The following is a 25,187-nucleotide window of genomic DNA, read 5'->3' as shown; positions in this document are numbered from 1 at the left end:
AGGTCACCCCACCCAGCGGTGTCACGCCTGGCCGGCCAGGTCGCGCAGCAGCTCACCCATGCGGCCGGCCGCGTCCCGACCGGCGGCCAGCACCTCCTCGTGGTTGAGCGGCTCCCCGGTCATGCCCGCGGCCAGGTTGGTCACCAGGGACAGGCCGAACACCTCGGCGCCGGCCGCCCTGGCCGCGATGGCCTCCAGCACCGTGGACATGCCGACCAGGTCGGCGCCCAGGGTGCGCAGCATCCGGATCTCGGCGGGCGTCTCGAAGTGCGGGCCGGGCAGGCCGGCGTACACGCCCTCGGCCAGGCTCGGGTCGATGCGCTGCGCCAGCTGGCGCAACCGCGCCGAGTACAGGTCGGTCAGGTCCACGAAGTGCGCGCCGACCAGCGGTGACGTCGCGGTCAGGTTCAGGTGGTCGCTGATCAGCACGGGCTGGCCGACGCGCATGCCCTCGCGCAGGCCACCGGCCGCGTTGGTCAGCATCACCGTGCGGCAGCCGGCCGCCACGGCCGTGCGCACGCCGTGCACCACGCGCCGCACACCGTGGCCCTCGTAGTGGTGGGTGCGACCGAGCAGCACCAGCACCCTCGTCTCGCCCACCCGCACCGAGCGCATGGTGCCGCCGTGACCGAGCACCTTGGGCGCGAGGAAGCCGGGCAGTTCGGCCATGGGCACCTCGGCCTCGGGCGTGCCGATGATGTCCGCGGCTGGCGCCCAGCCGGAGCCGAGCACCACGGCCACGTCGTGCTTGTCCACCCCGGTGCGCTCGGCGATGGCCCGCGCGGCCGCGGCGGCCAGGGTGTCGGTTTCCCGGGTGTCGGTGATGGCAGCGGTGTCGTCTTTGGTACCGGTCACGAGCCAGAGCCTAAGCCAGCACCGGCCGGTCACCCGCCGAGCCCGCGCCCGACGGCGGGCTCAGCCGGTGGTGGCGAAGGTCGGCATGATCTTCGCGAACAGCTCGCGCTGGCCGTTCTCCTCGTGGTCGGAGGGCACGCTCACGCCGACCACCCACAGGTCGCTGCCCACCGGCAGCACCCGCAGGAAGTGGGTGCGGCGCTGGGTCGGCTCGGGCTCGGTGGTCCGGCTGGCGGGTGACCGCTGGGCGCGCTCCACGGTCCGGTAGACCAGGGTGCGGGCCGGCTCCGGCCCGGTCGTGGCGGTCTTGTCGACCTGCTGGACCTGCTCCACGTAGCCGCCATCGGGCCAGGGCTCGCTCACCGCCGCCAGGTACTCGCTGACCTGGTAGGTGGGGAAGAACCTGGGGTAGCGCTGCACGGTCAGCTCGTCCTCGCCGTAGGGCGAGACGAAGTGCACCACGGTGCTCGGCGGTAACGAGTCGCCGGCCCGTTGCTCCACGTACTGCGACCAGCCCTGCGGCACGTGCAGGCTGAACCGGCCGCCCTGCTCGCCCATGGCGGTGATGGCCTGGGCGGTGGTCGGCGCCAGCCCCTCCATGGGCGAGGCCGGTTGCGGGCTCACCGTGGACGTCGCCGGCGGCAGCACCGCCTGCCCGCTGACGGTCCTGGCCAGCACGAATCCGGTCACGCTCGCCAGCACGAACAGCACCACCGCGACGAGCACCACCAGGGTGTCGCGCACCCGGCGCCGGGCCGGTGCGACACCGGTGCCGGTGCCGACGCTGGTATCCGTGCTGGTGCCCGTACTGGTATCCGTGCTGGTGTCCGTGCCGGGACCGGTGCTGGTGCCCGTGCTGGTGTCCGTGCTGATCGCGACGAACGGGCGCACCTTTGTCGGGGCGGTGTCGGCCAGCGGGAACGGCAGCGGCCCTGGGTCGGCGGCGAGCGGTGCGGCGGCAGCGGGCGAACCGGCCTCGGGCGAACCGGCCTCGGGCAGCGGGGACGACGGCGGGGCCGACGAGGCGGCCGCGCCGGGGCCGAACGGCAGCGGGCCGGGGTCCGCGGCCAGGGGCGTGTCCGGGGCGATGGCCGGCTTGGCCCGGCTCGGCTGCCTCGGTCGGCGTGGCCGCTCGGGCAGCGCCGCGGTGCCGGTGGCCCGGCCGCCGCCCTCACCGCCGCGAACCTCCCCGGTGGGTGGGAAGACCTGGGCACCCGGCTCGGGCAGCAGCGAGTAGATCTGCTTGCGCACCTCGACCAGGGGCAGGCGCTCGGCCGGGTCCTTGACCATCAGCGCGGTGATCACCGGTTCCAGCTCCCCGGCCCGCGTCGGCCTCGGCACCGGCGCCTGGATCACCTGGGAGACGGTCTCCACCGGGTCGCCGTCCGCGTCGTAGGGCGGGTGGCCCTCGACCGCGGCGAACAGGGTGGCGCCCAGCCCCCACAGGTCGGCGGCGGGGGTGACCTCGTCGCCGGAGGCCACCTCCGGCGCGATGTAGGCGGGCGAACCCAGCACCATGCCGCTGCTGGTCATGGTGGCCTCGGCCATGTTGCGGGCGATGCCGAAGTCGGTGAGCTTGATCCGCCCGTCCTCGCCGACCAGCACGTTGCCCGGCTTGACGTCGCGGTGGGTGATCCGGGCGCGGTGCGCGGCCTCCAGCGCGGCGGCCACGGCGTCGGCCACCGCGGCGGCCTGGGTGGTGTTCAGCGGTCCCTGGGCGCGCAGCAGCTCCCCGAGGCTGTAGGACGGGACCAGCTCCATGACCACGTACGGCTCGCCCTCGTGCCGCACCACGTCGTGCAGGGTGACCACGTTGGGGTGGGACAGGGTGGCGATGGCGCGTGCCTCGCGCAGGGTGCGCTCGCGCAGCTCGTCGGCCTCGGTCTCGGGCATGCCCAGTGGACGCAGCACCTCCTTGACGGCCACGCGGCGGAGCAGCACCTCGTCGTAGGCGGCCCACACCGTGCCCATCGACCCGCGGCCAAGCACGCGCTGCAACCGATAGCGGTCCGCGATCAGGCGTTCGGGTGAAGGGGGGTCCACATCCACGCCCCCTATTCTTCACAAGCACCCACCAGGACGGGCATAGGTCCGGTTTTAGGGGTCATGCTTACGGTGATTTGTAGATAGGTTTTTCTCGACCAACTGCATCGTTCACGGCGGCTCAGCTCACACAACCGGCCGAGCTACTAATAAGTAACATTGCGGGGCATGATGGAGTCGTCTGGCGAGTTGACACTGGCCGCCGAATTTCCCACGGCGACCAGGAACGACTGGCGTGCTCTGGTCGAGGGGGTGCTCCGGAAGTCGGGAGTGGACACCGCGGCGCACTCCGGACCGGTGGAGCAGCTGCTGACCAGCACCACCTACGACGGAATCACGATCCAGCCGCTGTACACCGCCGACGACCGGGCACCCGACCCCGGCCTGCCCGGCCTGCCGCCGTTCGTGCGGGGCAGCCGGCCGCAGGGCGCGGTGCTGACCGGGTGGGACGTGCGCCAGCGCCACGGTCTCGGCACCACCCCCGCCCAGACCCGGGACGCGGTCCTGGCCGACCTGGCCGGCGGCGTCACCTCGGTGTGGCTGCGGGTGGGCCAGGGCGACGGCGTGCCCGTGACCGAGTTGGCCACCGCGCTGGACGGCGTCCACCTGGACCTGGCCCCGGTCGTGCTGGACGCGGGCGCGGAGTTCGCCGAGGCCGCGGCCGAACTGCTCCGCCTGCACACCGACCAGGCCGTGCCGGCCAGCCAGGTCAGCGGCAACCTCGGCGCCGACCCGCTCGGGCTGCTCGCCCGCACCGGCGCCGCGCCGGACCTGGCGCAGGCCGCCGCCCTGGTGGTGCGCTGCGCCCCGCGGTACCCCCGGCTGCGCACCCTGGTGGTGGACGCGCTGCCCTACCACGACGCGGGCGGCTCGGACACCCAGGAACTGGGCTGCTCCATCGCGGCCGGCCTGGCCTACCTGCGTGCGCTCACCACCGCCGGCCTGCCCGTGGACGTGGCCTGCGGCCAGCTGGAGTTCCGCTACGCGGCCAGCACCGACCAGTTCCTCACCATCGCCAAGCTGCGCGCGGCCCGCCGGCTGTGGGCCCGGGTCACCGAGGTGTGCGGGGCGGGTGAGCCGGCCCGCGCGCAGACCCAGCACGCGGTCACCTCGGCGGCCATGATGACCCGCCGCGACCCGTGGGTGAACATGCTGCGCACCACCATCGCCTGCTTCGCGGCCGGCGTCGGCGGGGCCGAGGCCATCACCGTGCTGCCGTTCGACTCGGCCATCGGCGTCTCCGACGACTTCGCCCGCCGCGTCGCCCGCAACACCCAGGCGGTGCTGGTGGACGAGGCCAGGCTGGCCGGGGTGATCGACCCGGCCGGCGGCTCCTGGTACGTGGAACGGCTCACCGACGAGCTGGCGCACACCGCGTGGGCGTGGTTCCAGGACATCGAGCGCGCCGGCGGCCTGGCCGCCGCGCTGACCTCGGGCCTGGTCGCCGACCGGCTGGCCGAGACCTGGGCGCGCCGCTCGGCCAACCTGGCCGACCGCACCGACCCGATCACCGGCGTCAGCGAGTTCCCCAACCTGGCCGAACAACCGGTGATCCGACCACCCGCGCCCACCCCGGCCGAGCCGACCGGCGGCCTGCCGCGGGTGCGCTACGCCCAGGCCTGGGAGGCCCTGCGCGACCGCGCGGATCGGCTGGCCGCCAGGCCAGGCGAGCGCGGTGATGGCGCCCGGCCAGCCGTCTTCCTGGCCACCCTCGGCCCGGTGGCCAGGCACAACGCCCGCGCCGGGTTCGCGGCCAACCTGTTCAACGCGGGCGGCATCGCCACCCCGTCGGCCGGCGCCACCCGGGACACCGCCGAGGTGGTGGCCGCGTTCCAGGCCAGTGGCGCGCGCATCGCCTGCCTGTGCGGCACCGACGGCGACTACGCCGAGCGGGCCGCTGAGGTGGCCGCCGCGCTCAGGGCGGCGGGTGCGCACCGGGTGCTGCTGGCCGGCCGGCCCAAGCCCGACTACACCGACGCGGACATCGACGAGTTCGTCCACCTGGGCTGTCCCGCCCTGGACATCCTCACCAGCACCCTGGACGCTCTGGAGGCCACGCCGTGACCGTTTCCGACTCCGCGTCTGCCGCACACGGGCAGGTGGCCGGCACCGGGCCCGGTCCGGCGGTGATCCCCGACTTCACCCAGGTGGAGCTGGGTGAGCCCGCGCCGGCCAGCACCGCCCGGTGGCAGGCCGCGCTGCACGAGCAGACCGGCAAGGGCAGCGACGCCCTGGTCTGGGAGACCCCGGAGGGCATCGGGATCCGGCCCGTGCACACCGCCGCCGACCTGGAGGGCCTGGACTTCCCGCACGGTTACCCGGGCATCGCGCCGTTCCTGCGCGGCCCCTACCCGACCATGTACGTGACCCAGCCGTGGACCGTGCGCCAGTACGCCGGGTTCTCCACGGCCGAGGAGTCCAACGCGTTCTACCGGCGCAACCTGGCCGCCGGGCAGAAGGGCCTGTCGGTCGCGTTCGACCTGGCCACCCACCGCGGCTACGACTCCGACCACCCCAGGGTCGCCGGGGACGTGGGCATGGCCGGCGTGGCCATCGACTCCATCTACGACATGCGCCAGCTGTTCGACGGCATCCCGCTGGACCGGATGAGCGTGTCCATGACCATGAACGGCGCGGTGCTGCCGGTGCTCGCGCTGTACGTGGTGGCCGCCGAGGAACAGGGGGTGCCACCGGAGAAGCTGGCCGGGACCATCCAGAACGACATCCTCAAGGAGTTCATGGTCCGCAACACCTACATCTATCCGCCGGGGCCGTCGATGCGGATCATCTCCGACATCTTCGCCTACACCTCGCAGCGGATGCCCAAGTTCAACTCGATCTCCATCTCCGGCTACCACATGCAGGAGGCCGGGGCCACCGCCGACCTGGAGCTGGCCTACACCCTGGCCGACGGCGTGGAGTACATCCGGGCCGGGCTGGACGCGGGGCTGGCCATCGACTCGTTCGCGCCGCGGCTGTCGTTCTTCTGGGCCATCGGCATGAACTTCTTCATGGAGGTCGCCAAGCTGCGGGCGGCCCGGCTGCTGTGGGCCAAGCTGGTCAACCAGTTCGGGCCGAGCAACCCGAAGTCGCTGTCGCTGCGCACGCACTCGCAGACCTCGGGCTGGTCGCTGACCGCGCAGGACGTGTTCAACAACGTGGCCCGCACCTGCGTGGAGGCCATGGCCGCTACCCAGGGGCACACCCAGTCGCTGCACACCAACGCGCTGGACGAGGCGCTGGCGCTGCCCACCGACTTCTCCGCGCGCATCGCTCGCAACACCCAGCTGCTGCTGCAACAGGAGTCGGGCACCACGCGGGTGATCGACCCGTGGGGCGGCAGCGCGTTCGTGGAGCGGCTCACCCACGACCTGGCGCACCGGGCGTGGCGGCACATCAGCGAGGTCGAGGCGGCCGGCGGCATGGCCAGGGCGATCGACGCGGGCATCCCCAAGCTGCGCATCGAGGAGGCGGCCGCGCGCACCCAGGCGCGCATCGACTCCGGGCGCCAGCCGGTGATCGGCGTGAACAAGTACCGCATCGACAACGACGAGCAGATCGAGGTGCTCAAGGTCGACAACGCGGGCGTGCGCGCCAGCCAGATCGAGAAGCTGCGGCGGCTGCGGTCCGAACGGGACGGTCAGGCGGTGGCGGCCGCGCTGCGCGCGCTGACCAGGGCCGCCGAGGCGGCCCCCTCGCCATCGCACGAGCTGGACCAGAACCTGTTGGCGCTGGCGATCAACGCGGCCAGGGCCAAGGCCACGGTCGGGGAGATCTCCGACGCGCTGGAGCGGGCGTGGGGTCGGCACTCCGGGCAGATCCGCACGATTTCCGGGGTGTACCGGGAGGAGGTGGGCTCGGTGTCCACTGTGGACGAAACCAGGGCGGTGGTCGACGCGTTCGCCAGGCTGGAGGGCCGCCGGCCGCGCATCCTGGTGGCGAAGATGGGCCAGGACGGCCACGACCGCGGCCAGAAGGTGATCGCCACGGCCTTCGCCGACCTCGGCTTCGACGTGGACGTGGGCCCGCTGTTCCAGACGCCGGCCGAGGTGGCCAGGCAGGCGGTCGAGGCCGACGTGCACATCGTCGGCGTGTCCTCGCTGGCCGCCGGGCACCTCACCCTGGTGCCGGCGCTGCGCGAGGAACTGGTGGCGCTGGGCCGCGAGGACGTGATGGTCGTGGTCGGCGGGGTGATCCCGCCGCAGGACTTCGACGCGCTGCGGCAGGCCGGCGCCTCGGCCATCTTCCCGCCGGGCACGGTGATCGCCGACGCCGCCGCGGACCTGCTGCGCCGCCTGGCCACCCAGCTGGGCCATGACGAACTCGGCTCTGAAGCACCCGGTGCCGGGGCGTCCAGTGCCGGGACGGCCGACCCGGGTTCGTCGGACCCGGGTTCGTCGGGCTCGGGTGCGTCGGTCGGGTAGGTCGGGTACCACGCATGCCGCCGCCTCGCATCGACGTCCGCGAGTACGCCAAGGGCGTGCTCGCCGGTGACCGCGCCCGCCTGGCCAGGGCGATCACCCTGGTCGAGTCGACCAGGCCGGACCACCGCGCACTGGCCCAGGAACTGCTGGTCGAACTGCTGCCGCACGCCGGGAACGCGCACCGGGTGGGCATCACCGGCGTGCCCGGCGTGGGCAAGTCCACGTTCATCGACGCGCTCGGCACCATGCTGACCGGTGCCGGGCACCGGGTGGCCGTGCTCGCGGTGGATCCGTCGTCCAGCCGGACCGGCGGCAGCATCCTGGGTGACAAGACCAGGATGGCCCGGCTCGCCGTGGACCCGGCCGCGTTCATCCGGCCCTCGCCCACCGCCGGCACCCTGGGCGGGGTGGCCAAGGCGACCAGGGAGACCATCGTGCTGGTCGAGGCGGCCGGCTACGACGTGGTGCTGGTGGAGACCGTCGGCGTTGGCCAGTCCGAGATCGCCGTGGCCAACATGGTCGACTGCTCGCTGTTCCTGACCCTGGCGCGCACCGGCGACCAGTTGCAGGGCATCAAGAAGGGCGTGCTGGAACTGGCCGACGTGATCGCGGTGAACAAAGCGGACGGTCCACATGAGACGGACGCGCGGCGGGCCGCCCGCGAACTGTCCGGGGCGCTGCGGCTGCTCCGCACGGCCGGTGCCACCTGGACCCCGCAGGTGCTGACGTGCAGCGGCCTGCACGGCACCGGCCTGGCCGAGGTGTGGCAGCAGGTCGAACAGCACCGCGACACCCTGGCCGGCACCGGTGAGCTGGCCGAGAAGCGTCGCCGCCAACAGGTCGACTGGACCTGGGCGATGGTCCGCGAGGAGCTGCTGACCCGCCTGACCAACCACCCCGCCGTCCGCGAGGTGGTCCCCGAGGTGGAGGCGGCCGTCCAGGCCGGCGAACTCACCCCCACCCTGGCCGCCGAACACATCCTGTCCGCCTTCACCAAACCCTGACCCGCCAACCAGGCACCAGGGCTAACCCGATCAGGCGACCCCGCTCCCACCGATCATTCCCCCAGCTCACCCCGCGAGTCATGCCCTCCGCACCCGCGAGTCGACGTTGCAAACCCCGCGAGTTGCACGTTCAGCGCGCGCGAGTCGACATCTCAGGCAGGGCCGTTCGGGTGAACGCGGAATGGGTCGTTCCGGTGATGGGACGGAATCGGCACGGGCTTGCCCGAGCCCGGAACGGGGTCGGCCCGAGCATGGTGCCGGCCCGAACGCGATGCCGGCCCGAACACAGCGCCGGCCCGAACACAGTGCCGGCCCGAACACAGCGCCGGCCCGAGAACGGTGCGGGCGCGGGAACGGGGCCGGATCAGCCTGGCTGTCCCAGCGCGGCGACCAGTTCGAGGGTGCGGGCCTGTTCCTCCCCGGTGCCGAACGGAGACGCCAGGAACTCGGTCGCGCCGGCATCGGCGTAGCGGCGGATCTCCCGCTCCACAGTGGACTCGTCGCCGACGATCGCCACGTCCGCCGGTCCGGCCGCGCCCTCCCGGTCGAGCACGGCGCGGTAGCTCGGGGGCGTGTCGCCCATCGCCGAGTGCTGCGCGGCCAGTTCGGCCTGGCGCGCGGCGGCGTCCGCGGTGACGCACACCCGCACCCCGACCACCACGCGTGGCGCTGCTCGGCCGGCCGCGGCCGCGGCCCGGGTGATGCCCGGCACGATGTGCCCGGCGAGCGTGTTCGGGCCGGTGAACACGGTCACCGTGCCGTCAGTCAGTTCACCGGCCAACCGCAGCATGGCCGGCCCGAGCGCGGCCACCACCAGCGACGGCGGCGTGGCGCCCGCGACGGTGAGCGTGGCCGAGGCGGCGAGGGTCTCGCCCTGGTGGTCCACGGTCTCGCCGCGCAGTGCCGGTGCGAGCACCGACAGGTACTCGCGCATGTGCCGGGCCGGCCGGTCGAAGGGGATGCCGAAGTTGCCCTCGATGATCGACCGGTGGCTCAGGCCGATGCCCAGGGTGAGCCGGTTGCCGATGGCGGCCTGGGTGGTGAGCGCCTGGCTGGCCAGCGCCAGCGGGTGTCTGGGGAAGGTGGGCACGACGGCGGTGCCCAGGCCGATCCCGGGCACCTCGCGGCCGGCGACCGCGAGCGCGGTGAGCGCGTCGAAACTCAGCACCTGCAGCAGCCACGCACTGGACAGTCCGACGCTGGCCGCGGCGCGCACCTGCTCGACGATCTGGACGGGGGAGAGCCCCGGGTCAGTGATCCACAATCCATGTCGCACGCCGTTATCGTGTGTCAGTCGTCAGCGCGGTAGAAGAAGGCACTTTTTTGTCACGCTGGCACATCGCGGTAACCGTCCGGTGGTCTCTCGGGCGGTCGGACGAGTTCGTCTCCGCTTGGCACACCCGGTCGACGCCAGGCGGTCGGGTGGAGTTGCCCCGAGGTGTTCGATCACCGTTGTACACTCTTGTGGTCGACCTGGGTCGAACACCTGTCGCTCGACGTGAAAGGCAGCGATCCCAATGCCCCTGGTGCGCATCGACCTGTCCGCCGCCCGCCCACCCGCCCAGCGCCGTGCCATCGCCGACGGCGTGCACCGCGCTCTTGTCGACGCCATCGGCATCCCGCCGGCCGACCGGTTCCAGATCGTCACCCCGCACGCCACCGACGAGCTGATCTTCGACCCGACCTACCTGGACGTGGCCCGCCAGGACGTGGTCTCCATCCAGATCACCCTGGTCGCCGGCCGGCCGAGGGAGCGGAAACTCGACCTGTTCCAGCGGATCACCGAGAACCTGGTCGCGGCCGGCGTCCGGTCCGAGGACGTGTTCGTCACCCTCGTCGAGAACGCGCTGGACAACTGGTCGGTGGGCCACGGCCGCGCGCAACTGGTCGAACTGGGATCGGTGGCCGGCCTGTCGGACACCCCCTGATCCGGCTGCCCGGTGCTGATCGCCCCGCCCGCCGCGGAGCCCGGGGGCCGGACGGCGTGTTCCGCCGGACGCGGTCGACGCCCTGTACGTGCCCGGCACTGCCAGGCATGATGCGCGCCGTGACACTGGTTATGGGTATTGACTCGTCCACCCAGTCGACCAAGGCGCTGGTGGTGGACGCGGACACGGGACAGGTGGTGGCCGAGGGCAGGGCCGGCCACCCGGACGGCACCGAGGTGCATCCGGACGTGTGGTGGTCGGCCTGCCAGGAGGCGATCGGCCAGGCGCGGGCCGCCGCGCCCGGGCCGGTCGAGGCGATCGCGGTGGCCGGGCAGCAGCACGGCATGGTCACCCTGGACCAGGCCGGTGCGGTGGTGCGGCCGGCGCTGCTGTGGAACGACACCCGGTCGGCGCCGCAGGCCAGGACACTGGTGGCGCGGGACGGCGCGGACGCCTGGGCCACGCGCACCGGGCTGGTCCCGGTGGCCAGCTTCACCGTGACCAAGCTGGCCTGGCTGGCCGAGCACGAGCCGGCCAACGCCGACCGGGTGGCCAGCGTGCTGCTGCCGCACGACTGGCTGACCTGGCGGCTGGGCGGCCAGCAGGCCAAGCACACCGACCGGGGTGACGCCTCGGGCACCGGGTACTTCTCGCCGGCCACCGGGCAGTGGCTGCCCGACCTGCTGGCCGAGTCGTTCGGCGGGCGCCGGCCGGACCTGCCGGAGGTGCTCGGCCCCAACCAGTCCGCCGGCCGCACCCCGGACGGCGTGCTGCTCGGCGCGGGCACCGGCGACAACATGGGCGCGGCCCTCGGCCTGGGCATCGGCCCGGGTGACGTGGTGGTCTCACTGGGCACGTCGGGCACGGTGTTCGCGGTGGCCGAGCAGCCCACCGCCGACCCGACCGGCATCGTCGCCGGGTTCTGCGACGCCACCGGCCGGTTCCTGCCGCTGGTGTGCACGCTCAACGCCGCCCGGGTGCTCACCACCACGGCCACGATGCTCGGCACCGACCTGGCCGGGCTGGACGAGCTGGCGCGGCGGGCCGAGCCGGGCTCGGGCGGCCTGGTGCTGCTGCCCTACCTGGACGGTGAGCGCACCCCCGACCTGCCCGACGCCAGCGGCACGCTGACCGGGCTGCGCCGGGGCAACGCCACGCCGGAGAACCTGGCCAGGGCCGCGGTCGAGGGCATGCTGTGCGGGCTGGCCGACGGCATCACCGCGGTGCGGGACGCCGGCGTGACCGTGCGGCGGGTGCTGCTGATCGGTGGCGCGGCCCGCTCGGCCGCGGTGCGGGAGGTGGCCGGGACGCTGTTCGGGGTGCCGGTGGAGGTGCCGGAGCCGGCCGAGTACGTGGCGCTGGGCGCGGCCAGGCAGGCGGCGTGGGCGCTGTCCGGGGCGGCCGAGCCGCCGGTGTGGGCGCTGCGCGCGGAGCGGAGCGAACCCGCGCACACCGAGGCCGGACAGGCGGTGCGCGCGGCCTACGCGCGGGCCCGCAACCAGGTGCACGGGATCTAGTCGCACCGACGAACCCCGCTGACGGGTTGACCGGGGCGCCGGCCGCGCCTACTTTGTTGGACCAATAAACGAAGTGGCCGGGAGGTGAGCGTGGACGGGTCGTCGCCCAGGGAGCTGCCGGCGCGGGACCGGGGGCACTCGCCCCGCGACCAGCCCGGGCTGCGCCGCGCCAACCTGGCACTGGTCCTGCGCGCGCTGCGCGAGCACGGCCCGCACTCCCGTGCCGGCCTGTCCCGGCTCACCGGCCTGAACAAGGCCACCACCTCCAGCCTGGTCGCCGAGCTGGAGCAGCGCCGGCTGGTGCGGCTCGGCGACGCCGTGCCCAACCAGTTCGGCCGGCCGGGGCACCTGGTCGAACTGCGCCCCGCCGCGGTGTGCGGCATCGGGCTGGAGGTCAACGTCGACTACCTGGCCGTGGCCGTGGTCGATCTGCCGGGCAACCTGGTCGAGCACCGCCGGATCGCCGCCGACGTGGTCGCGCTGGGCCAGGACCGGGCCCTGGACCGGCTCGCCGAACTGGCCGAGCACGGCCTGGCCCACGTGCGCGGGCTGGCCGGCTGGGTCAGCGGCATCACCGCGGCCGTGCCCGCGCTGGTGGACAGCGACAACGGCGTGGTCCGGTTCGCGCCCAACCTGGGCTGGCGCGAGCTGCCCGTGGTCGAGGGACTGGCCCGCCGGCTGGGCCTGCCCGCCGACCAGCTGGGCGTGCACAACGACGCGAACCTGTCCGCGCTGGCCGAGTACGCGCACGGGGTGGCCGCCGGCAGCGGCGACCTGCTCTACCTGACCGGTGAGGTCGGCGTCGGCGGCGGGGTGATCGCCGGCGGTCAGCTGCTGCGCGGCGCCACCGGGTTCACCGGCGAGGTCGGCCACATGCCGCTGGACCCCACCGGCACGCCCTGCGGCTGCGGCCGGCGCGGCTGCTGGGAGACCCAGGTCGGCCTGGCCGCGCTGCTGCGCGCGGTGGGCGGCCCGGACGACGAGGTGACCGATCCGTCCCTGGACCTGGAGGGCCGGCTGGCCGTGGTCAAGGGCCGGGCCGAGGCCGGTGACCCGCGCACCCTGGCCGCGCTGCGGCAGATCGGCTCGGCCCTGGGCGTCGGCGCGTCGATCCTGGTCAACGTGCTCAACCCGACAGCCGTGGTGCTCGGCGGGTACTTCGCGACGCTGGGCGAGTGGCTGGTCGAACCGGCCCTGGCCGAGCTGTCCGGCCGGGTGCTGGCCCCGGAGCGCGGCGGCTGCGCCCTGGTGCTGTCCGACCTCGGGTTCACCGCGGCCGTGCGCGGCGGTGGCTACGCCGCGCTCGAACGCGTCTTCGACGACCCCACCCTCGTGCCGCCGGGCGACAGCCCCGGTGCCGGGCCGGGGGAGGGCGCGCGATGACCCGCCAGTGACACCGTCCCCGCACACCTGATCCAGCCGAGTCACCGGCCACCGGCCCGGCGGCACCAAACCACATCCACCACGAGGAGCAGACCGTGACCGATGACTACACGCCCCGCCCGGAACACAAGTTCAGCTTCGGCCTGTGGACCGTCGGGTGGCAGGGCGTCGACCCGTTCGGGGTGGCCACCCGCGACCCGCTCGACCCGGTCGAGACCGTGCACAAGCTGGCCGAACTCGGCGCGTACGGGGTCACCTTCCACGACGACGACCTGATCCCGTTCGGCGCGGCCGAGGACGACCGGGAGCGGCGGATCGCCGCGTTCCGCAAGGCACTGGACGAGACCGGCCTGGTGGTGCCGATGGCCACCACCAACCTGTTCGCCCACCCGGTGTTCAAGGACGGCGGGCTGACCGCCAACGACCGGGACGTGCGCCGGTTCGCGCTGCGCAAGATCCTGCGCAACCTGGACCTGGCCGCCGAGCTGGGCGCGCACACCTACGTGCTGTGGGGCGGCCGGGAGGGCTCCGAGTCGCCGGCGGCCAAGGACGTGCGCGCGGCCCTGGACCGCTACGCCGAGGGCCTGAACGTGCTGTGCGCCTACGTCAAGGAGCGCGGCTACAACATCCGGTTCGCCCTGGAGCCCAAGCCCAACGAGCCGCGCGGCGACATCCTGCTGCCCACCATCGGCCACGCCCTGGCGTTCATCTCCGAGCTGGAGCACTCCGAGATGGTCGGCCTCAACCCCGAGGTCGGGCACGAGCAGATGGCCGGCATGTCCGTGGTGCACGGCTACGCCCAGGCGCTGTGGCACGGCAAGCTGTTCCACATCGACCTCAACGGCCAGACCGGTCCCCGCTACGACCAGGACTTCCGGTTCGGCAACGGCGATGTGAAGAGCGCGTTCTTCCTGGTCGACCTGCTGGAGCACGGCGGCTACGACGGGCCGAGGCACTTCGACTTCAAGCCGGCCCGCACCGAGGACTACTCGGGTGTGTGGGCGTCGGCCGCCGGCTGCATGCGCAACTACCTGATCCTGGCCGAGCGGGCCCGCGCGTTCCGCGCCGACCCGGAGGTGCAGGAGGCGCTGGCCGCGTCCCGGGTGGACGAGCTGTCCGTGCCCACCCTGGCCGACGGCGAGAGCCTGGACGACCTGCGCGCCGAGGAGTTCGACGTGGCCGAGGCCGCGGCTCGGGGCATGCACTTCGAGCGGCTGGACCAGCTGGCCCTGGAGCACCTGTTCGGCGCCCGCTGAACCGGTCACCCGGTGCCGGCCACCCCGTACCCGGCTGATCGGGCTGGGTGATCGGACACTGGAATGGCGCGTACTCGATGCGGCACACTCGGTAGTCGCGGTGATCGCCCGCGGAAGGTAACTTTCGGGGCGGATGTCGTGGTCGCCGGGTGTGCCGCGCCGGGGTGCGCGGGACCGCCCCGGCGAGGACGGGGTCCGGTGAGGACGCGACGCGGTGCCGGGCCACGGGCCGGGCGGGACAGGGAGGCGACGATGGCGATCAGGACCAGGGCGCTGCTGCTCGGGCTGTTCGGGCTGCTGGTCACCGCGTTCGCCGCCGCGCCGGCCGGCGCGGCCACGCCCAGCGCGGCCGACGTCGTGCTGGCGGCCCAGCTGCCAGCGCACCACCAGCAGCAGAACACCGACACCCCGGCACCGGCCGGCCCCGACCTGACCGACCAGAACCAGCAGCAGCCCGCGCCGGCCGAGGAGCGCACCGGCCCGGCCTGGATGGGCGCGCTGGGCCTGGCGCTGATCGCGGCCGTCATCTACGGCGGCCAGGTGGTCCGCAAGAAGCGCGCCGGCAAGTAGCCAGTCGGCGAGTGGCCAGCCGGCAAGTAACCGGCCGGCGGGCAACGCGCGGGCAGTCGGCCGCCCGGGTGGCGCCCGCTCGGCGCCTGCCCCGCTCGGCGCCTGCTCCGCGATCACGGCCCTGACCTGGGCGAACTTCAGCACACCCGGCGGCGTCCAGCCCGTTCAGGGCCGCTGCCAGGGTGTTTTCCGCATATCATCATTTGGTTGACCCGGCCGCTGACGCATCCGATAGGGTGCCGGTCATTCGGTCGTGTGGTCGACCCCTTCCGGGGGAGACTCGCCCGCGGACGCGCCGCAGTGCCGCGGCTGCGGACATCGCTTCGCTGACACTTCAGCCAGGCTGAATCCTGTTGCGCCGCTCGGCGCAGGGGCGCGACCGGCGAACGGTTGAGATCCACAACGGCGCGTTGTGGGCCGAAGCGTAATGCAGGATGGACACAAATGAGTACCGACTTGAGGACAGCTTCTCGATCCACCGTCGAGCGGTACTCCGCTGCCCTGGTCGACATCTCCCACCGCATCCACGCCGAGCCGGAACTGGCCTTCGCCGAACACCGCAGCGTGGCCACGCTGACCGACTTCCTCGGCGGCGCGGGTTTCCAGATCGAGCCCGGGGTCGGCGGCCTGGACACCGCGTTCACCGCCACCTACGGCTCGGGTGAGCTGGTCGTGGGGCTGTGCGCCGAGTACGACGCCCTGCCCGGCATCGGCCACGCCTGCGGCCACAACGTCATCGCCGCCGCGTCCACCGGCGCGGCCGTGGCCCTGCGCGACATCGCCGACCGGCTCGGCATCACCGTCAAACTGATCGGCACCCCGGCCGAGGAGGTCGGCGGCGGCAAGGTCCTACTGCTGGAGCGCGGCGTGTTCGACGACGTCGCCCTGGCCATGATGGTGCACCCCGCGCCGGACGAGACGTGCGCGGCGAGTTCCCTGGCCATCGCCGACTACCGGGTGCACTACCGCGGCCGCCCCTCGCACGCCGCCTCCGCGCCGCACCTCGGCGTGAACGCGGCCGACGCCATCACCGTGGCCCAGGTCGCGATCGGGCTGGCCAGGCAGCACCTGGAACCCGACCAGATGGTCAGCGGCATCGTCACCAACGGCGGCGCCGCGCCCAACATCGTGCCCGACAGCACGACGGCCCAGTTCGACCTGCGCGCCGCCACCACCGAATCCCTGCAGCGCCTGGAACACCGAATCCGGGACTGCTTCCACGCCGGGGCGCTCGCCACCGGTTGCACCCACGAGGTCGTGCCGGTTTCCCCCGTCTACGCCGAGCTGTCACCGGACTCCTGGCTGGCCGACACCTACCGCCAGGTCATCACCGAGCTTGGCCGGTCCCCGCTGAGTCCCGAGGAAGAACGGCAGCGAAAGACGGGAAGTACCGATATGGGCAACGTCACCCGCGCCCTGCCCGCGATCCACCCAACCATTGCTATCGACTGCGGAGACGCGGTGAACCACCAAACCGAGTTCGCGACCGCCTGCGCGTCGGCCTCCGCCGACCGCGCCGTGCTGGACGGGGCACTGGCCCTGGCCTGGACCACCATCGCCGCCGCGACCGACGACGGCCAGCGAGCCCGGTTGCTCGCGGGCGTGGCCGGACGCGCGGCTGGCCAGGGGGGTGCGGCGTGACAGTCCTCGACTCCCGACCCGAACTACCCGACAGCCGCGCGACCAGCAGAGTCGCCGAGCACCTGGCGGAGCCGGGGCAACGGCCCACCAGTGCGGATCACCACAACGCCGATCACCCCGAGGTGCTGGTCACCGAGCGGGGGGTCAGCATGTCTAGTGTGGAAGATCTTGGTGCTGGACGTGGCCCCGCCTGGCTGGACGCCTGGCTGGCGGCGAACCTGCCCGACGTCATCGCGTGGCGCCGGCACATCCACGCCCACCCGGAGCTGTCCCGCAAGGAGTACGGCACCACCGAGCTGATCAGCCGGCTGCTGACCGAGGTCGGGCTCAAGCCCAGGGTGCTGCCCGGCGGCACCGGCCTGATCTGCGACGTGGGCAGCGGGCACCGGTGCGTGGCGCTGCGCGCCGACATCGACGCGCTGCCGCTGCCCGAGGACACCGGGCTGCCGTTCGCGTCCACCGTGGACCAGGTCAGCCACGCCTGCGGGCACGACGCGCACACCACCGCGCTGCTGGGCGCCGGCCTGGCCCTGGCCTCCGCCACCGAACTGCCCGGCCGGGTGCGGTTGATCTTCCAGCCGGCCGAGGAGGTCATGCCGGGCGGCGCGCTGGACGTGCTGGCCGCGGGCGGGCTGGACGGCGTGGACCGGATCTTCGGCCTGCACTGCGCGCCGCGCCTGCAGGTCGGCCGGGTCGGCACCCGGATCGGCGCCATCACCTCAGCCAGCGACCTGCTGGAACTGCGGCTCACCTCGCCGGGCGGGCACACCTCCCGGCCGCACCTGACCGCCGACCTGGTGCACGCGCTGGGCACGGTGATCACCGGCCTGCCCGCGCTGCTGTCCCGCCGCGTGGACCCGCGCTCGGGCACGGTGCTGGTGTGGGGCGCGGTGCACGCGGGCGAGGCGCCCAACGCGGTGCCCCGCGACGGCGTGCTGCGCGGCACCCTGCGCACCGGCGACCGGCAGGTGTGGACCGAGCTGGAGCCGCTGGTCCGCGAGCTGGTGCACGCGCTGCTCGCGCCCACCGGCGTGGGCTACGACCTGCAGCACCGGCGTGGCGTGCCGCCCGTGGTCAACGAGCGGGAGAGCACGTTCATGCTGCGCGCCGGCATCGAGGCCGCGCTGGGCGAGGACGCCCTGGCCGGCACCGAGCAGTCCTCGGGCGGCGAGGACTTCGGCTGGTACCTGGAGCACGTGCCCGGCTCGTTCGCCCGCCTGGGCGTGTGGCCCGGCCACGGTGAGAAGAAGGACCTGCACCAGCCCACGTTCGACCTGGACGAGCGGGCCCTGCCGGTGGGGGTGCGGGTGCTGGTGCACGCCGCCCTGGCCGCCCTGGCCTGACCGACCGGCCTGGCCGAACTGACCGGACCGACCGGCCTGGCGGAACTGGCCGGATCGAACTGGCCGGAGCGCGCCGGCCCGACCGACCGCGCTGGCCCAGCCGACCGACCCGGCCGAACCAGCCGACCGGACCGAACTGGCCGGACACCAACGGGCGGACCACCCCACCTCGGGTGGTCCGCCCGTTGTCGTGTCGCCGCTGGGCCCGCTGCCGGGCAGCCGGTCAGCGCACCGGTTCCGAGACGTTGGGGCGGGCCTCGGGCGCGGCGGCGCGGCTGGCGTCCGCGGCCTGGTCGTCGGGCTGGTCCTGCGACTCGCGCTCGGCCTGCACCCGCGCCTGGTACACCTCGACCTCGTGGGCGATGGTGGCGTCGTCCCAGCCGAGCACCTCACCCATCAGCCGGGCCGCGGCCTCGGCGCAGTCCACCCCCCGGTGCGGGTACTCGATGGAGATGCGGGTGCGCCGGGTCAGCACGTCCTCCAGGTGCAGAGCGCCCTCGTGGCTGGCCGCGTAGACCACCTCCACCCGCAGGTAGTCGGGTGCGGCCGGGAGCGGGCGCAGCAGCTCCGGTCGGCCCTCGGCCATCGCGAGCACGTCGTGCACGAGCGAGCCGTACCGGTCGAGCAGGTGGCGGACCCGGTAGGGGTGCAGGCCGTAGCGGCTGGCCAGCTGGTCGGTCTGGTTCACCAGCGCGTAGTAGCCGTCCGCGCCCAGCAGCGGCACCCGGTCGGTGATCGACGGCTGCAACCGGCCGGACAGGTCCACCGCCGCCGCGTCCACCGCGTCCGCGGCCATCACCCGGTAGGTGGTGTACTTGCCGCCGGCGATGGCCACCAGGCCCGGGGCGACCCGCGCCACCGCGTGTTCCCGGGACAGCTTGGAGGTCTCCTCGCTCTCCCCGGCCAGCAGCGGCCGCAGACCCGCGTACACGCCCTCGATGTCGTCGTGCGTCAGCGGGGTGGCCAGCACCTGGTTGACGTGTTCCAGCAGGTAGTCGATGTCGCTGCGGGTGGCGGCCGGGTGGGCCAGGTCCAGGTTCCAGTCGGTGTCGGTGGTGCCGACGATCCAGTGGTTGCGCCACGGGATCACGAACAGCACCGACTTCTCGGTGCGCAGGATCAGCCCGGTCTCGGCCACGATCCGGTCCCTGGGCACCACGATGTGCACGCCCTTGCTGGCCCGCACCCGGAACCGCCCCCGGCTGCCGGACAGCCGCTGCAGCTCGTCGGTCCACACCCCGGTGCAGTTGATCACCGCCTGGGCGTTGACCTCGGTCTCCCTGCCGTCCTCCACGTCGCGCACGCGCACCCCGCTGACCCGGTCGGCCTCCCGCAGGAAGTCGACCACCTGGGTGGAGGTGCGCACCACCGCGCCGTAGTGCGCCGCGGTGCGGGCCACGGTCAGGGTGTGCCTGGCGTCGTCGGCCTGGGCGTCGTAGTAGCGGATCGCGCCGATCAGCGCGTCCCGCTTCAACGCCGGCACCATGCGCAGGGCACCGGCCCTGGTCAGGTGCTTCTGGCCGGGAACGGACCGGGCGCCGCCCATCGTGTCGTAGAGCAGCAGACCGGCCGCGGTGTAGGGGCGCTCCCAGAACCGGTGGGTCAGCGGGTACAGGAAGCTCACCGGCTTGACCAGGTGCGGCGCGATCTTGGTGAGCATCAGCTCCCGCTCCCGCAGCGCCTCCCGGACCAGGCTGAACTCCAGTTGCTCCAGGTAGCGCAGGCCGCCGTGGAACAGCTTGCTGGACCGGCTCGACGTGCCGGAGGCCAGGTCACGCGCCTCGACCAGGGCGACCCGCAGTCCCCGGGTGGCCGCGTCGAGCGCGGTGCCAGCGCCCACCACGCCACCACCGATCACCACCAGGTCGAAGGTGTCCGAGCCAAGGCGCTGCCAGGCCTCCTCACGATGCTCCGGACCCATTCGCGCCAGACTCCCGTCAGCCACCTGTCCTCCCGTCCTCGGCGTGCGCTCGGTGCTCGGCGACGTTACCCGTTGGTTGCCACCCGGCGCGGCCCGTGCGTACCCCCGGCCGCGACACCCGTCCAGCATCGCATGTTTGACATCGGGTGCATCTTGTCGCGGGTTGTCGTGCCCGCCACCCCGGTCGGCCACGCCCGGCGGGTCGCGGCCGAGCCCGGCCGGCACCGCCCGCGCCCGCGGCACTGAGATCGAGATCACCCCGGGCGGGCACCAGCGCGGGTGCCGCTGGTCGAGGGGCATTTCCGACCTGCGACAACCGTGGACATCTGGTCGAATGGCGCAGTACCGTTCCCGATCACTCCGGGGTGGGCGACGAGGCCGTACCCAGGCTCGATGCCCTCCGGCGCACTAGTGGGACAAGCCGAGGAGATCAGCATCATGAGTCCTGGGGAGATCTTCGTCTGGGAGGTGCTCGGCACCGCCGTGCTCATCCTGCTGGGCACCGGCGTGGTGGCCAACCACCTGCTCCGCAACACCAACGGACACGGCGGCGGCCCCCTGTTCATCAACGTGGGCTGGGGTTTCGCCGTGTTCACCGGAGCGAGCCTGGCCGCGCCCACCGGCGCCCACCTCAACCCGGCGGTGACCCTGGGACTGGCCGTCGCCGGCAAGGTCAGCTGGGGCCTGGTGCCGGTGTACGTGGTCGCGCAGCTGATCGGGGCGATCATCGGGGCCATGCTCTGCTGGGCCACCTACAAGCTGCAGTTCGACCGGCACGACGCCCCGCAGAACACCCTCGGCGTCTTCTCCACGGCTCCCCAGATCCGGGGATACGCCTGGAACCTGGTCTCCGAGATCATCGGCACGTTCGTCCTGCTCGCCTTCATCCTGTTCAGCCCCGGCTACAAGGCGGGGACCGACGGCATCCCGCAGTTCGGCAACGGCGCCCTGGGCTACGCGGCGGTCGCGTTCGTGGTGCTGGTGATCGGCACCTCGCTGGGCGGCCCCACCGGTTACGCCATCAACCCGGCCCGCGACCTCGGGCCCAGGATCGCCTACGCGTTCCTGATGCCGATCCGGGGCAAGGGCGACGCGGACTGGGCCTACTCGTGGGTTCCGGTGGTCGGTCCGCTCATCGGCGGCACCCTGGCCGGCCTGCTCTACCTGGCCCTGCCCGCCCAGTGAGCCCGTCCGCGCCCGCGGAGAGCACCAGCCCGAACCGTGGCGCCAGCCGCCAGCCCAGCAGAGAGGACAGAGCAGCATGACCCAGTACGTGGCCGCGATCGACCAGGGCACCACCTCCACCCGGTGCATGATCTTCGACCACTCCGGCCACGCCGTCGCGGCGGACCAGATGGAACACGAGCAGATCTTCCCCAGGGCGGGGTGGGTCGAGCACGACGCCCTGGAGATCTGGCGCAACACCCGGGAGGTGACCGCGGGCGCGCTGGCCAAGGCCGACCTGCACGTGCGCGACATCGTGGCGGTGGGCATCACCAACCAGCGGGAGACCGCGGTGGTGTGGGACCGCGCCACCGGCCAGCCGATCTACAACGCGATCGTCTGGCAGGACACCCGCACCGACCAGATCTGCCAGGAGCTGGGCCAGCTCGGCGGCGGGCAGGAGCGCTACCGCGACCGCACCGGCCTGCCGCTGGCCACCTACTTCTCCGGGCCGAAGGTGCGCTGGATCCTGGACAACGTCGAGGGCGCCCGCGCCAGGGCCGAGGCCGGCGAGCTGCTGTTCGGCACCATGGACACCTGGGTGATCTGGAACATGACCGGCGGCCCCGAGGGCGGGCTGCACATCACCGACCCCACCAACGCCTCCCGCACCCTGCTGATGGACCTCGACACGCTGAGCTGGGACGAGGACATCTGCGCCGACATGGGCATCCCGCTGTCCATGCTGCCGGAGATCCGGTCCTCCTCCGAGGTGTACGGCCACACCCGGGAGCGGGGCAGCCTGGCCGGGGTGCCGATCGCCGGCATCCTCGGTGACCAGCAGGCCGCCATGTTCGGTCAGGCCTGCCTGAGCCCGGGCGAGGCCAAGAACACCTACGGCACCGGCAACTTCGTGCTGCTCAACACCGGCACCGACAAGGTGATGAGCGAGAACGGGCTGCTCACCACGGTCTGCTACAAGATCGGTGACAACGCCCCGGTGTACGCGCTGGAGGGCTCCATCGCGGTCACCGGTTCGCTGGTGCAGTGGCTGCGCGACAACCTCGGCATGATCACCACGGCCGCCGAGATCGAGAAGCACGCGCGCACCGTGGAGGACAACGGCGGCTGCTACTTCGTGCCCGCCTTCTCCGGGCTGTTCGCGCCCTACTGGCGGTCGGACGCGCGCGGCGCGATCCTCGGCCTGACCAGGTTCGTGAACAAGGGGCACCTGTGCCGGGCCGTGCTGGAGGCCACCGCGTTCCAGTCCCGCGAGGTCATCGAGGCCATGAACGCCGACTCCGGGGTGCCGCTGAAGACGCTCAAGGTCGACGGCGGCATGGTCGTCAACGAACTGCTCATGCAGTTCCAGGCCGACATCCTGGGCGTGCCGGTGATCCGGCCGGTGGTCAGCGAGACCACCTCGCTGGGTGCGGCCTACGCGGCCGGCCTGGCCACCGGGTTCTGGTCGGGTGAGGAGGACATCCGGCGCAACTGGGCGCAGGACAAGCAGTGGGACCCGCAGATGGCCGAGGAAACCCGGCAGGAGCAGTACCGCATGTGGAAGAAGGCGGTCACCAAGACGCTCGACTGGGTCGACTGAGATCCGCGGCGGCCGGTCGGCTCCCGGCCGCCGGCCGGCCGACCAGGACCCGGTGACCCCACGCTGACCCGCGGCGGCCCCTGATCAACGAGCCCGATCAGGGGCCGCCGCGGCGTGTCGCCGGGGGTAGCCGCGGGGTGGCTGGTGCGCTGGCGCGCCGGCGGTCCCGTCCCGTGCGGCGGCGCGCGATGGCCGGTGGTGCCCGTGCGGGGCCCAGCGGTGACCCTGCCGTGGCCCTGCGGTGGCCTACTGTGTGGCTTCGTCCTGCTTGCCGCGGATCGCCAGGTCCACCTGGAGGACGTTCTCCTTGATCGCGTCGGTCACCGCCTGCTTGATGGCTGCCGCGTCGATCTCCTTGTCCTTGGCGACCGCGTCCGCCAACTGTTCGAACGCCGTCCGGTAGGCGACCACCATGTCGTAGACGGTGAACACGCCGCGGTTGGTGTGCAGCGTCAGGTCCTCGAAGCGCGCGGTCTCGCCGTCACCGGGCCGGCGCAGGTACTCGGGGATGCCGCAGTTGAAGTTGAGCAGGGCGCGCGCGGACGCGTCGGCGATCCGGTTCACGTCCTCATCGGACAGGGGCATGTCATCCTCCTCGTATGGCCACTGGCCGAAGTCGCTGGCGTTGGAGTCGTTGACGTCGCAGGCGATCCCGCCGACGTACACGGTGCCCCTGCGTTGGAACAGGTGGGCCCGCAGGTCGGCCTGGCCACCGGACCAGGCCGCGGTCTGCCAGGCGTAGCGGGCCGTGCCCACGTCCAGGCAGTGCCCGACCACCGAGAAGCTGCCGTACACCCCGACGCGGTCGATGCCGACCACGGACGCGGCGCCGCGCAGGTAGTCGTCGATCGTCCCGAACTGGTTGGGCTGGGCGTCGAAGTCCACGGCGAAGTAGATCGGTCGGCTGCCGGGCATGCCCACCCCGGCCGCCTGGTCCGCTGCTGATTGCGCGTCGGCCTGTCCGCCGGCGTAGCCGGACAGCGCCCGGTTGGCCGTGGTCTCGAACACCAGCGCCACGGCCACCCCGTTGTTGGTCATGTCGGCGAACTCGCGAGCCGTGATGTTCTTGGGGTTGCCGGGCCTGGAGACGTACCGGACCACGAACTCGTAACCCGCGGCTCGGACCGCGGCGGCCGAGGGCGGACCGGTGGAGTAGTCGAGTCCCTTCACTGGTCACCTCGTCAGTTGTGTCGTTGCCTCCGACCTACGCGAGCCTTTCAATCTTTTCGGGCCGGGATGTACCGCCATTGGTAGGCAGGTACCACCCCTGAACGGGCACTGCGCACAACTACCCACAGTGCGCTTCTGCGTCGTCTGGTCGCGCCCGACTCGGCCGTGTGGCGGTGCGCGTGGACACTCGGCCGACCGGCGTGCACCCAGCGCACCGGCTCACCGCTGCCATCCGCTGTCCGACCGGTGTCACTTCGGCTGATCAGCGCGATGATGGAACGGACCGGAATGACTACCCAGAACAGCGGGTTGACCACGCTCCGCGAGCAGAGGACGAGCTGAGCCAGGCAGGTCTCGCGGTGCGCCGGAGCGGCCCGTGCCACCTGCTGAGGAGTGCATCCGCCATGAAGATCGGCCTTGGCCTTCCCACCGCTGATCCCACCGCGCTGGTCACCTGGGCGCGGCGCGCCGACGCGAGCCGGTTCAGCACGCTCGCGCTGCTCGACCGGCTCGTCTACGACAACCCCGAACCCCTGGTCGCCCTGGGGGCGATCGTCGGAGCCACCACGCGCATCCGGGTGCAGACCGAAGTCCTGATCGCGCCCGTGCGCGAGACCGCCCTGCTGGCCAAGCAGGCCGCCACCCTCGACCGGCTGTCCGGCGGCCGGTTCACCCTGGGCATCGGCGTTGGCGCACGCGATGACGACTTCCACGCCGCTGGCGTCGACCCCCGCCAGCGCGGGCGCCGGCTCGACGAGCAGATGGCGCAGCTGCGGCGGATCTGGGCCGGCGAACCCCACGCCGAGAACGTCGGGCCGATCGGCCCCGCCCCGGCCCGGTCCGGTGGTCCCGAGGTGCTGTTCGGCGGCTTCGTCGCCGCGACCGTCGAGCGGGTGGCCAGGTGGGGTGACGGCTTCCTCGGCGCTGGCGCGCCACCGGAGGGGATGGACGGGCTGTTCCGCGCGGTTGAGCGCTCCTGGCAGGAACACGGGCGCAGCGGCCGGCCGCGCCTGGTCGCCCAGGCCAACGCCGTCCTCGGCCCGGACACCGTGGTCGACGAGGCCCGGAAGAACATCCGGGCCTACTACCAGTTCTTCGACAACCCCGACCAGGTGGCCGACGCCATGCTCACCACACCCGAGCAGGTGCGTGCCGCGATCACCGGCTTCACCGACATCGGCGCGGACGAGGTGATGCTCTACTGCTGGTCCGCCGACCCGGACCAGGTCGACCGACTAGCCGACGTGGTGTTCTGACCCGCCAGGGGCTGACCCCACCACGAGCTGACCCCACCAGAGATGGACCCACCAGGGGTGGACCAACCAGGGGCTGAACCCAGGGGTGGACCAACCACGAGCTGAACCC

18 protein-coding genes are annotated in these 25,187 nt (G+C 72.8%); 13 read left to right on the top strand and 5 right to left on the bottom strand.

What is annotated here, in order from left to right; translation table 11 throughout:
- Nucleotides 1-21 precede the first annotated feature (21 nt).
- Nucleotides 22-825, bottom strand: a complete 804-nt coding sequence (locus tag LX83_RS11620; RefSeq protein ID WP_253771107.1) for a purine-nucleoside phosphorylase — start codon at nucleotides 823-825, stop codon at nucleotides 22-24.
- A gap of 90 nt (nucleotides 826-915) precedes the next feature.
- The gene (locus LX83_RS11615; protein WP_253771105.1) at nucleotides 916-2,826 is read right to left on the bottom strand and encodes a serine/threonine-protein kinase; all 1,911 of its coding nucleotides are present in this window, start codon (nucleotides 2,824-2,826) and stop codon (nucleotides 916-918) included.
- A gap of 240 nt (nucleotides 2,827-3,066) precedes the next feature.
- On the opposite strand from LX83_RS11615, the gene LX83_RS11610 reads away from it, so the two are divergent.
- The 3 genes from LX83_RS11610 to meaB all read left to right on the top strand — a co-directional run bounded on the left by LX83_RS11610 (nucleotide 3,067) and on the right by meaB (nucleotide 8,326).
- Nucleotides 3,067-4,962, top strand: a complete 1,896-nt coding sequence (locus LX83_RS11610) for a methylmalonyl-CoA mutase family protein (RefSeq protein WP_253770291.1) — start codon at nucleotides 3,067-3,069, stop codon at nucleotides 4,960-4,962.
- Between the two features lie 62 nt (nucleotides 4,963-5,024).
- Nucleotides 5,025-7,322: a methylmalonyl-CoA mutase gene (gene scpA / locus LX83_RS11605; protein WP_253771103.1), complete on the top strand. Its 2,298-nt coding sequence runs from the start codon at nucleotides 5,025-5,027 to the stop codon at nucleotides 7,320-7,322.
- A gap of 14 nt (nucleotides 7,323-7,336) precedes the next feature.
- Nucleotides 7,337-8,326 carry a methylmalonyl Co-A mutase-associated GTPase MeaB gene (gene meaB / locus LX83_RS11600; RefSeq protein WP_253770289.1) on the top strand — a complete coding sequence of 330 codons (990 nt, stop codon included), beginning with the start codon at nucleotides 7,337-7,339 and terminating at the stop codon, nucleotides 8,324-8,326.
- A gap of 364 nt (nucleotides 8,327-8,690) precedes the next feature.
- Here the strand turns inward: meaB and LX83_RS11595 are convergent, their stop codons facing one another.
- Nucleotides 8,691-9,602 carry a TIGR03564 family F420-dependent LLM class oxidoreductase gene (locus LX83_RS11595; protein WP_253770287.1) on the bottom strand — a complete coding sequence of 304 codons (912 nt, stop codon included), beginning with the start codon at nucleotides 9,600-9,602 and terminating at the stop codon, nucleotides 8,691-8,693.
- Between the two features lie 241 nt (nucleotides 9,603-9,843).
- Here LX83_RS11595 and LX83_RS11590 point away from each other — a divergent pair, with 241 nt between their 5' ends.
- From LX83_RS11590 to LX83_RS11560, 7 genes are all read left to right on the top strand, one after another.
- The gene (locus LX83_RS11590; RefSeq protein WP_253770285.1) at nucleotides 9,844-10,254 is read left to right on the top strand and encodes a tautomerase family protein; all 411 of its coding nucleotides are present in this window, start codon (nucleotides 9,844-9,846) and stop codon (nucleotides 10,252-10,254) included.
- Between the two features lie 131 nt (nucleotides 10,255-10,385).
- A complete protein-coding gene (gene xylB / locus LX83_RS11585; protein ID WP_407649550.1) occupies nucleotides 10,386-11,771 on the top strand; it encodes a xylulokinase in 1,386 nt (461 codons plus the stop codon).
- Nucleotides 11,772-11,861: 90 nt separating this feature from the next.
- Nucleotides 11,862-13,154: an ROK family protein gene (locus LX83_RS11580; RefSeq protein WP_253770281.1), complete on the top strand. Its 1,293-nt coding sequence runs from the start codon at nucleotides 11,862-11,864 to the stop codon at nucleotides 13,152-13,154.
- Nucleotides 13,155-13,249: 95 nt separating this feature from the next.
- Nucleotides 13,250-14,410 carry a xylose isomerase gene (gene xylA, locus LX83_RS11575; RefSeq protein WP_253770279.1) on the top strand — a complete coding sequence of 387 codons (1,161 nt, stop codon included), beginning with the start codon at nucleotides 13,250-13,252 and terminating at the stop codon, nucleotides 14,408-14,410.
- A gap of 252 nt (nucleotides 14,411-14,662) precedes the next feature.
- On the top strand, nucleotides 14,663-14,980 hold the full coding sequence (locus tag LX83_RS11570; RefSeq protein ID WP_253770277.1) for a hypothetical protein: 318 nt from the start codon (nucleotides 14,663-14,665) through the stop codon (nucleotides 14,978-14,980).
- Nucleotides 14,981-15,424: 444 nt separating this feature from the next.
- Entirely contained in the window at nucleotides 15,425-16,621 is a 1,197-nt protein-coding gene (locus tag LX83_RS11565) for a M20 family metallopeptidase (protein WP_253770275.1), read from the top strand.
- On the top strand, nucleotides 16,618-17,964 hold the full coding sequence (locus LX83_RS11560; RefSeq protein ID WP_407649530.1) for an amidohydrolase: 1,347 nt from the start codon (nucleotides 16,618-16,620) through the stop codon (nucleotides 17,962-17,964). The genes LX83_RS11565 and LX83_RS11560 overlap by 4 nt, the downstream gene beginning before the upstream one ends.
- 223 nt (nucleotides 17,965-18,187) lie before the next feature.
- On the opposite strand, the gene LX83_RS11555 is transcribed toward LX83_RS11560, so the two are convergent.
- Nucleotides 18,188-19,885 (bottom strand): glycerol-3-phosphate dehydrogenase/oxidase, encoded by a 1,698-nt coding sequence (locus LX83_RS11555; RefSeq protein ID WP_253770273.1) that lies wholly within the window; start codon nucleotides 19,883-19,885, stop codon nucleotides 18,188-18,190.
- 438 nt (nucleotides 19,886-20,323) lie between these two features.
- Between LX83_RS11555 and LX83_RS11550 the strand changes: the two genes are divergently transcribed.
- Nucleotides 20,324-21,070, top strand: coding sequence for an MIP/aquaporin family protein (locus tag LX83_RS11550; protein ID WP_253770271.1), 747 nt, complete (start codon nucleotides 20,324-20,326; stop codon nucleotides 21,068-21,070).
- Between the two features lie 76 nt (nucleotides 21,071-21,146).
- Nucleotides 21,147-22,652, top strand: a complete 1,506-nt coding sequence (gene glpK / locus LX83_RS11545; RefSeq protein WP_253770269.1) for a glycerol kinase GlpK — start codon at nucleotides 21,147-21,149, stop codon at nucleotides 22,650-22,652.
- Between the two features lie 246 nt (nucleotides 22,653-22,898).
- Here the strand turns inward: glpK and LX83_RS11540 are convergent, their stop codons facing one another.
- A complete protein-coding gene (locus tag LX83_RS11540; protein ID WP_253770267.1) occupies nucleotides 22,899-23,822 on the bottom strand; it encodes a glycoside hydrolase domain-containing protein in 924 nt (307 codons plus the stop codon).
- A gap of 404 nt (nucleotides 23,823-24,226) precedes the next feature.
- Here LX83_RS11540 and LX83_RS11535 point away from each other — a divergent pair, with 404 nt between their 5' ends.
- Complete coding sequence (locus tag LX83_RS11535; RefSeq protein ID WP_253770265.1) at nucleotides 24,227-25,078, top strand: LLM class flavin-dependent oxidoreductase; 852 nt, start codon at nucleotides 24,227-24,229, stop codon at nucleotides 25,076-25,078.
- Nucleotides 25,079-25,187 lie beyond the last annotated feature (109 nt).

The organism is Goodfellowiella coeruleoviolacea (genome assembly GCF_024171785.1).
In the GTDB taxonomy this organism is placed as follows: domain Bacteria; phylum Actinomycetota; class Actinomycetes; order Mycobacteriales; family Pseudonocardiaceae; genus Goodfellowiella; species Goodfellowiella coeruleoviolacea.
This window is presented reverse-complemented; position numbering and strand designations above follow the sequence as displayed.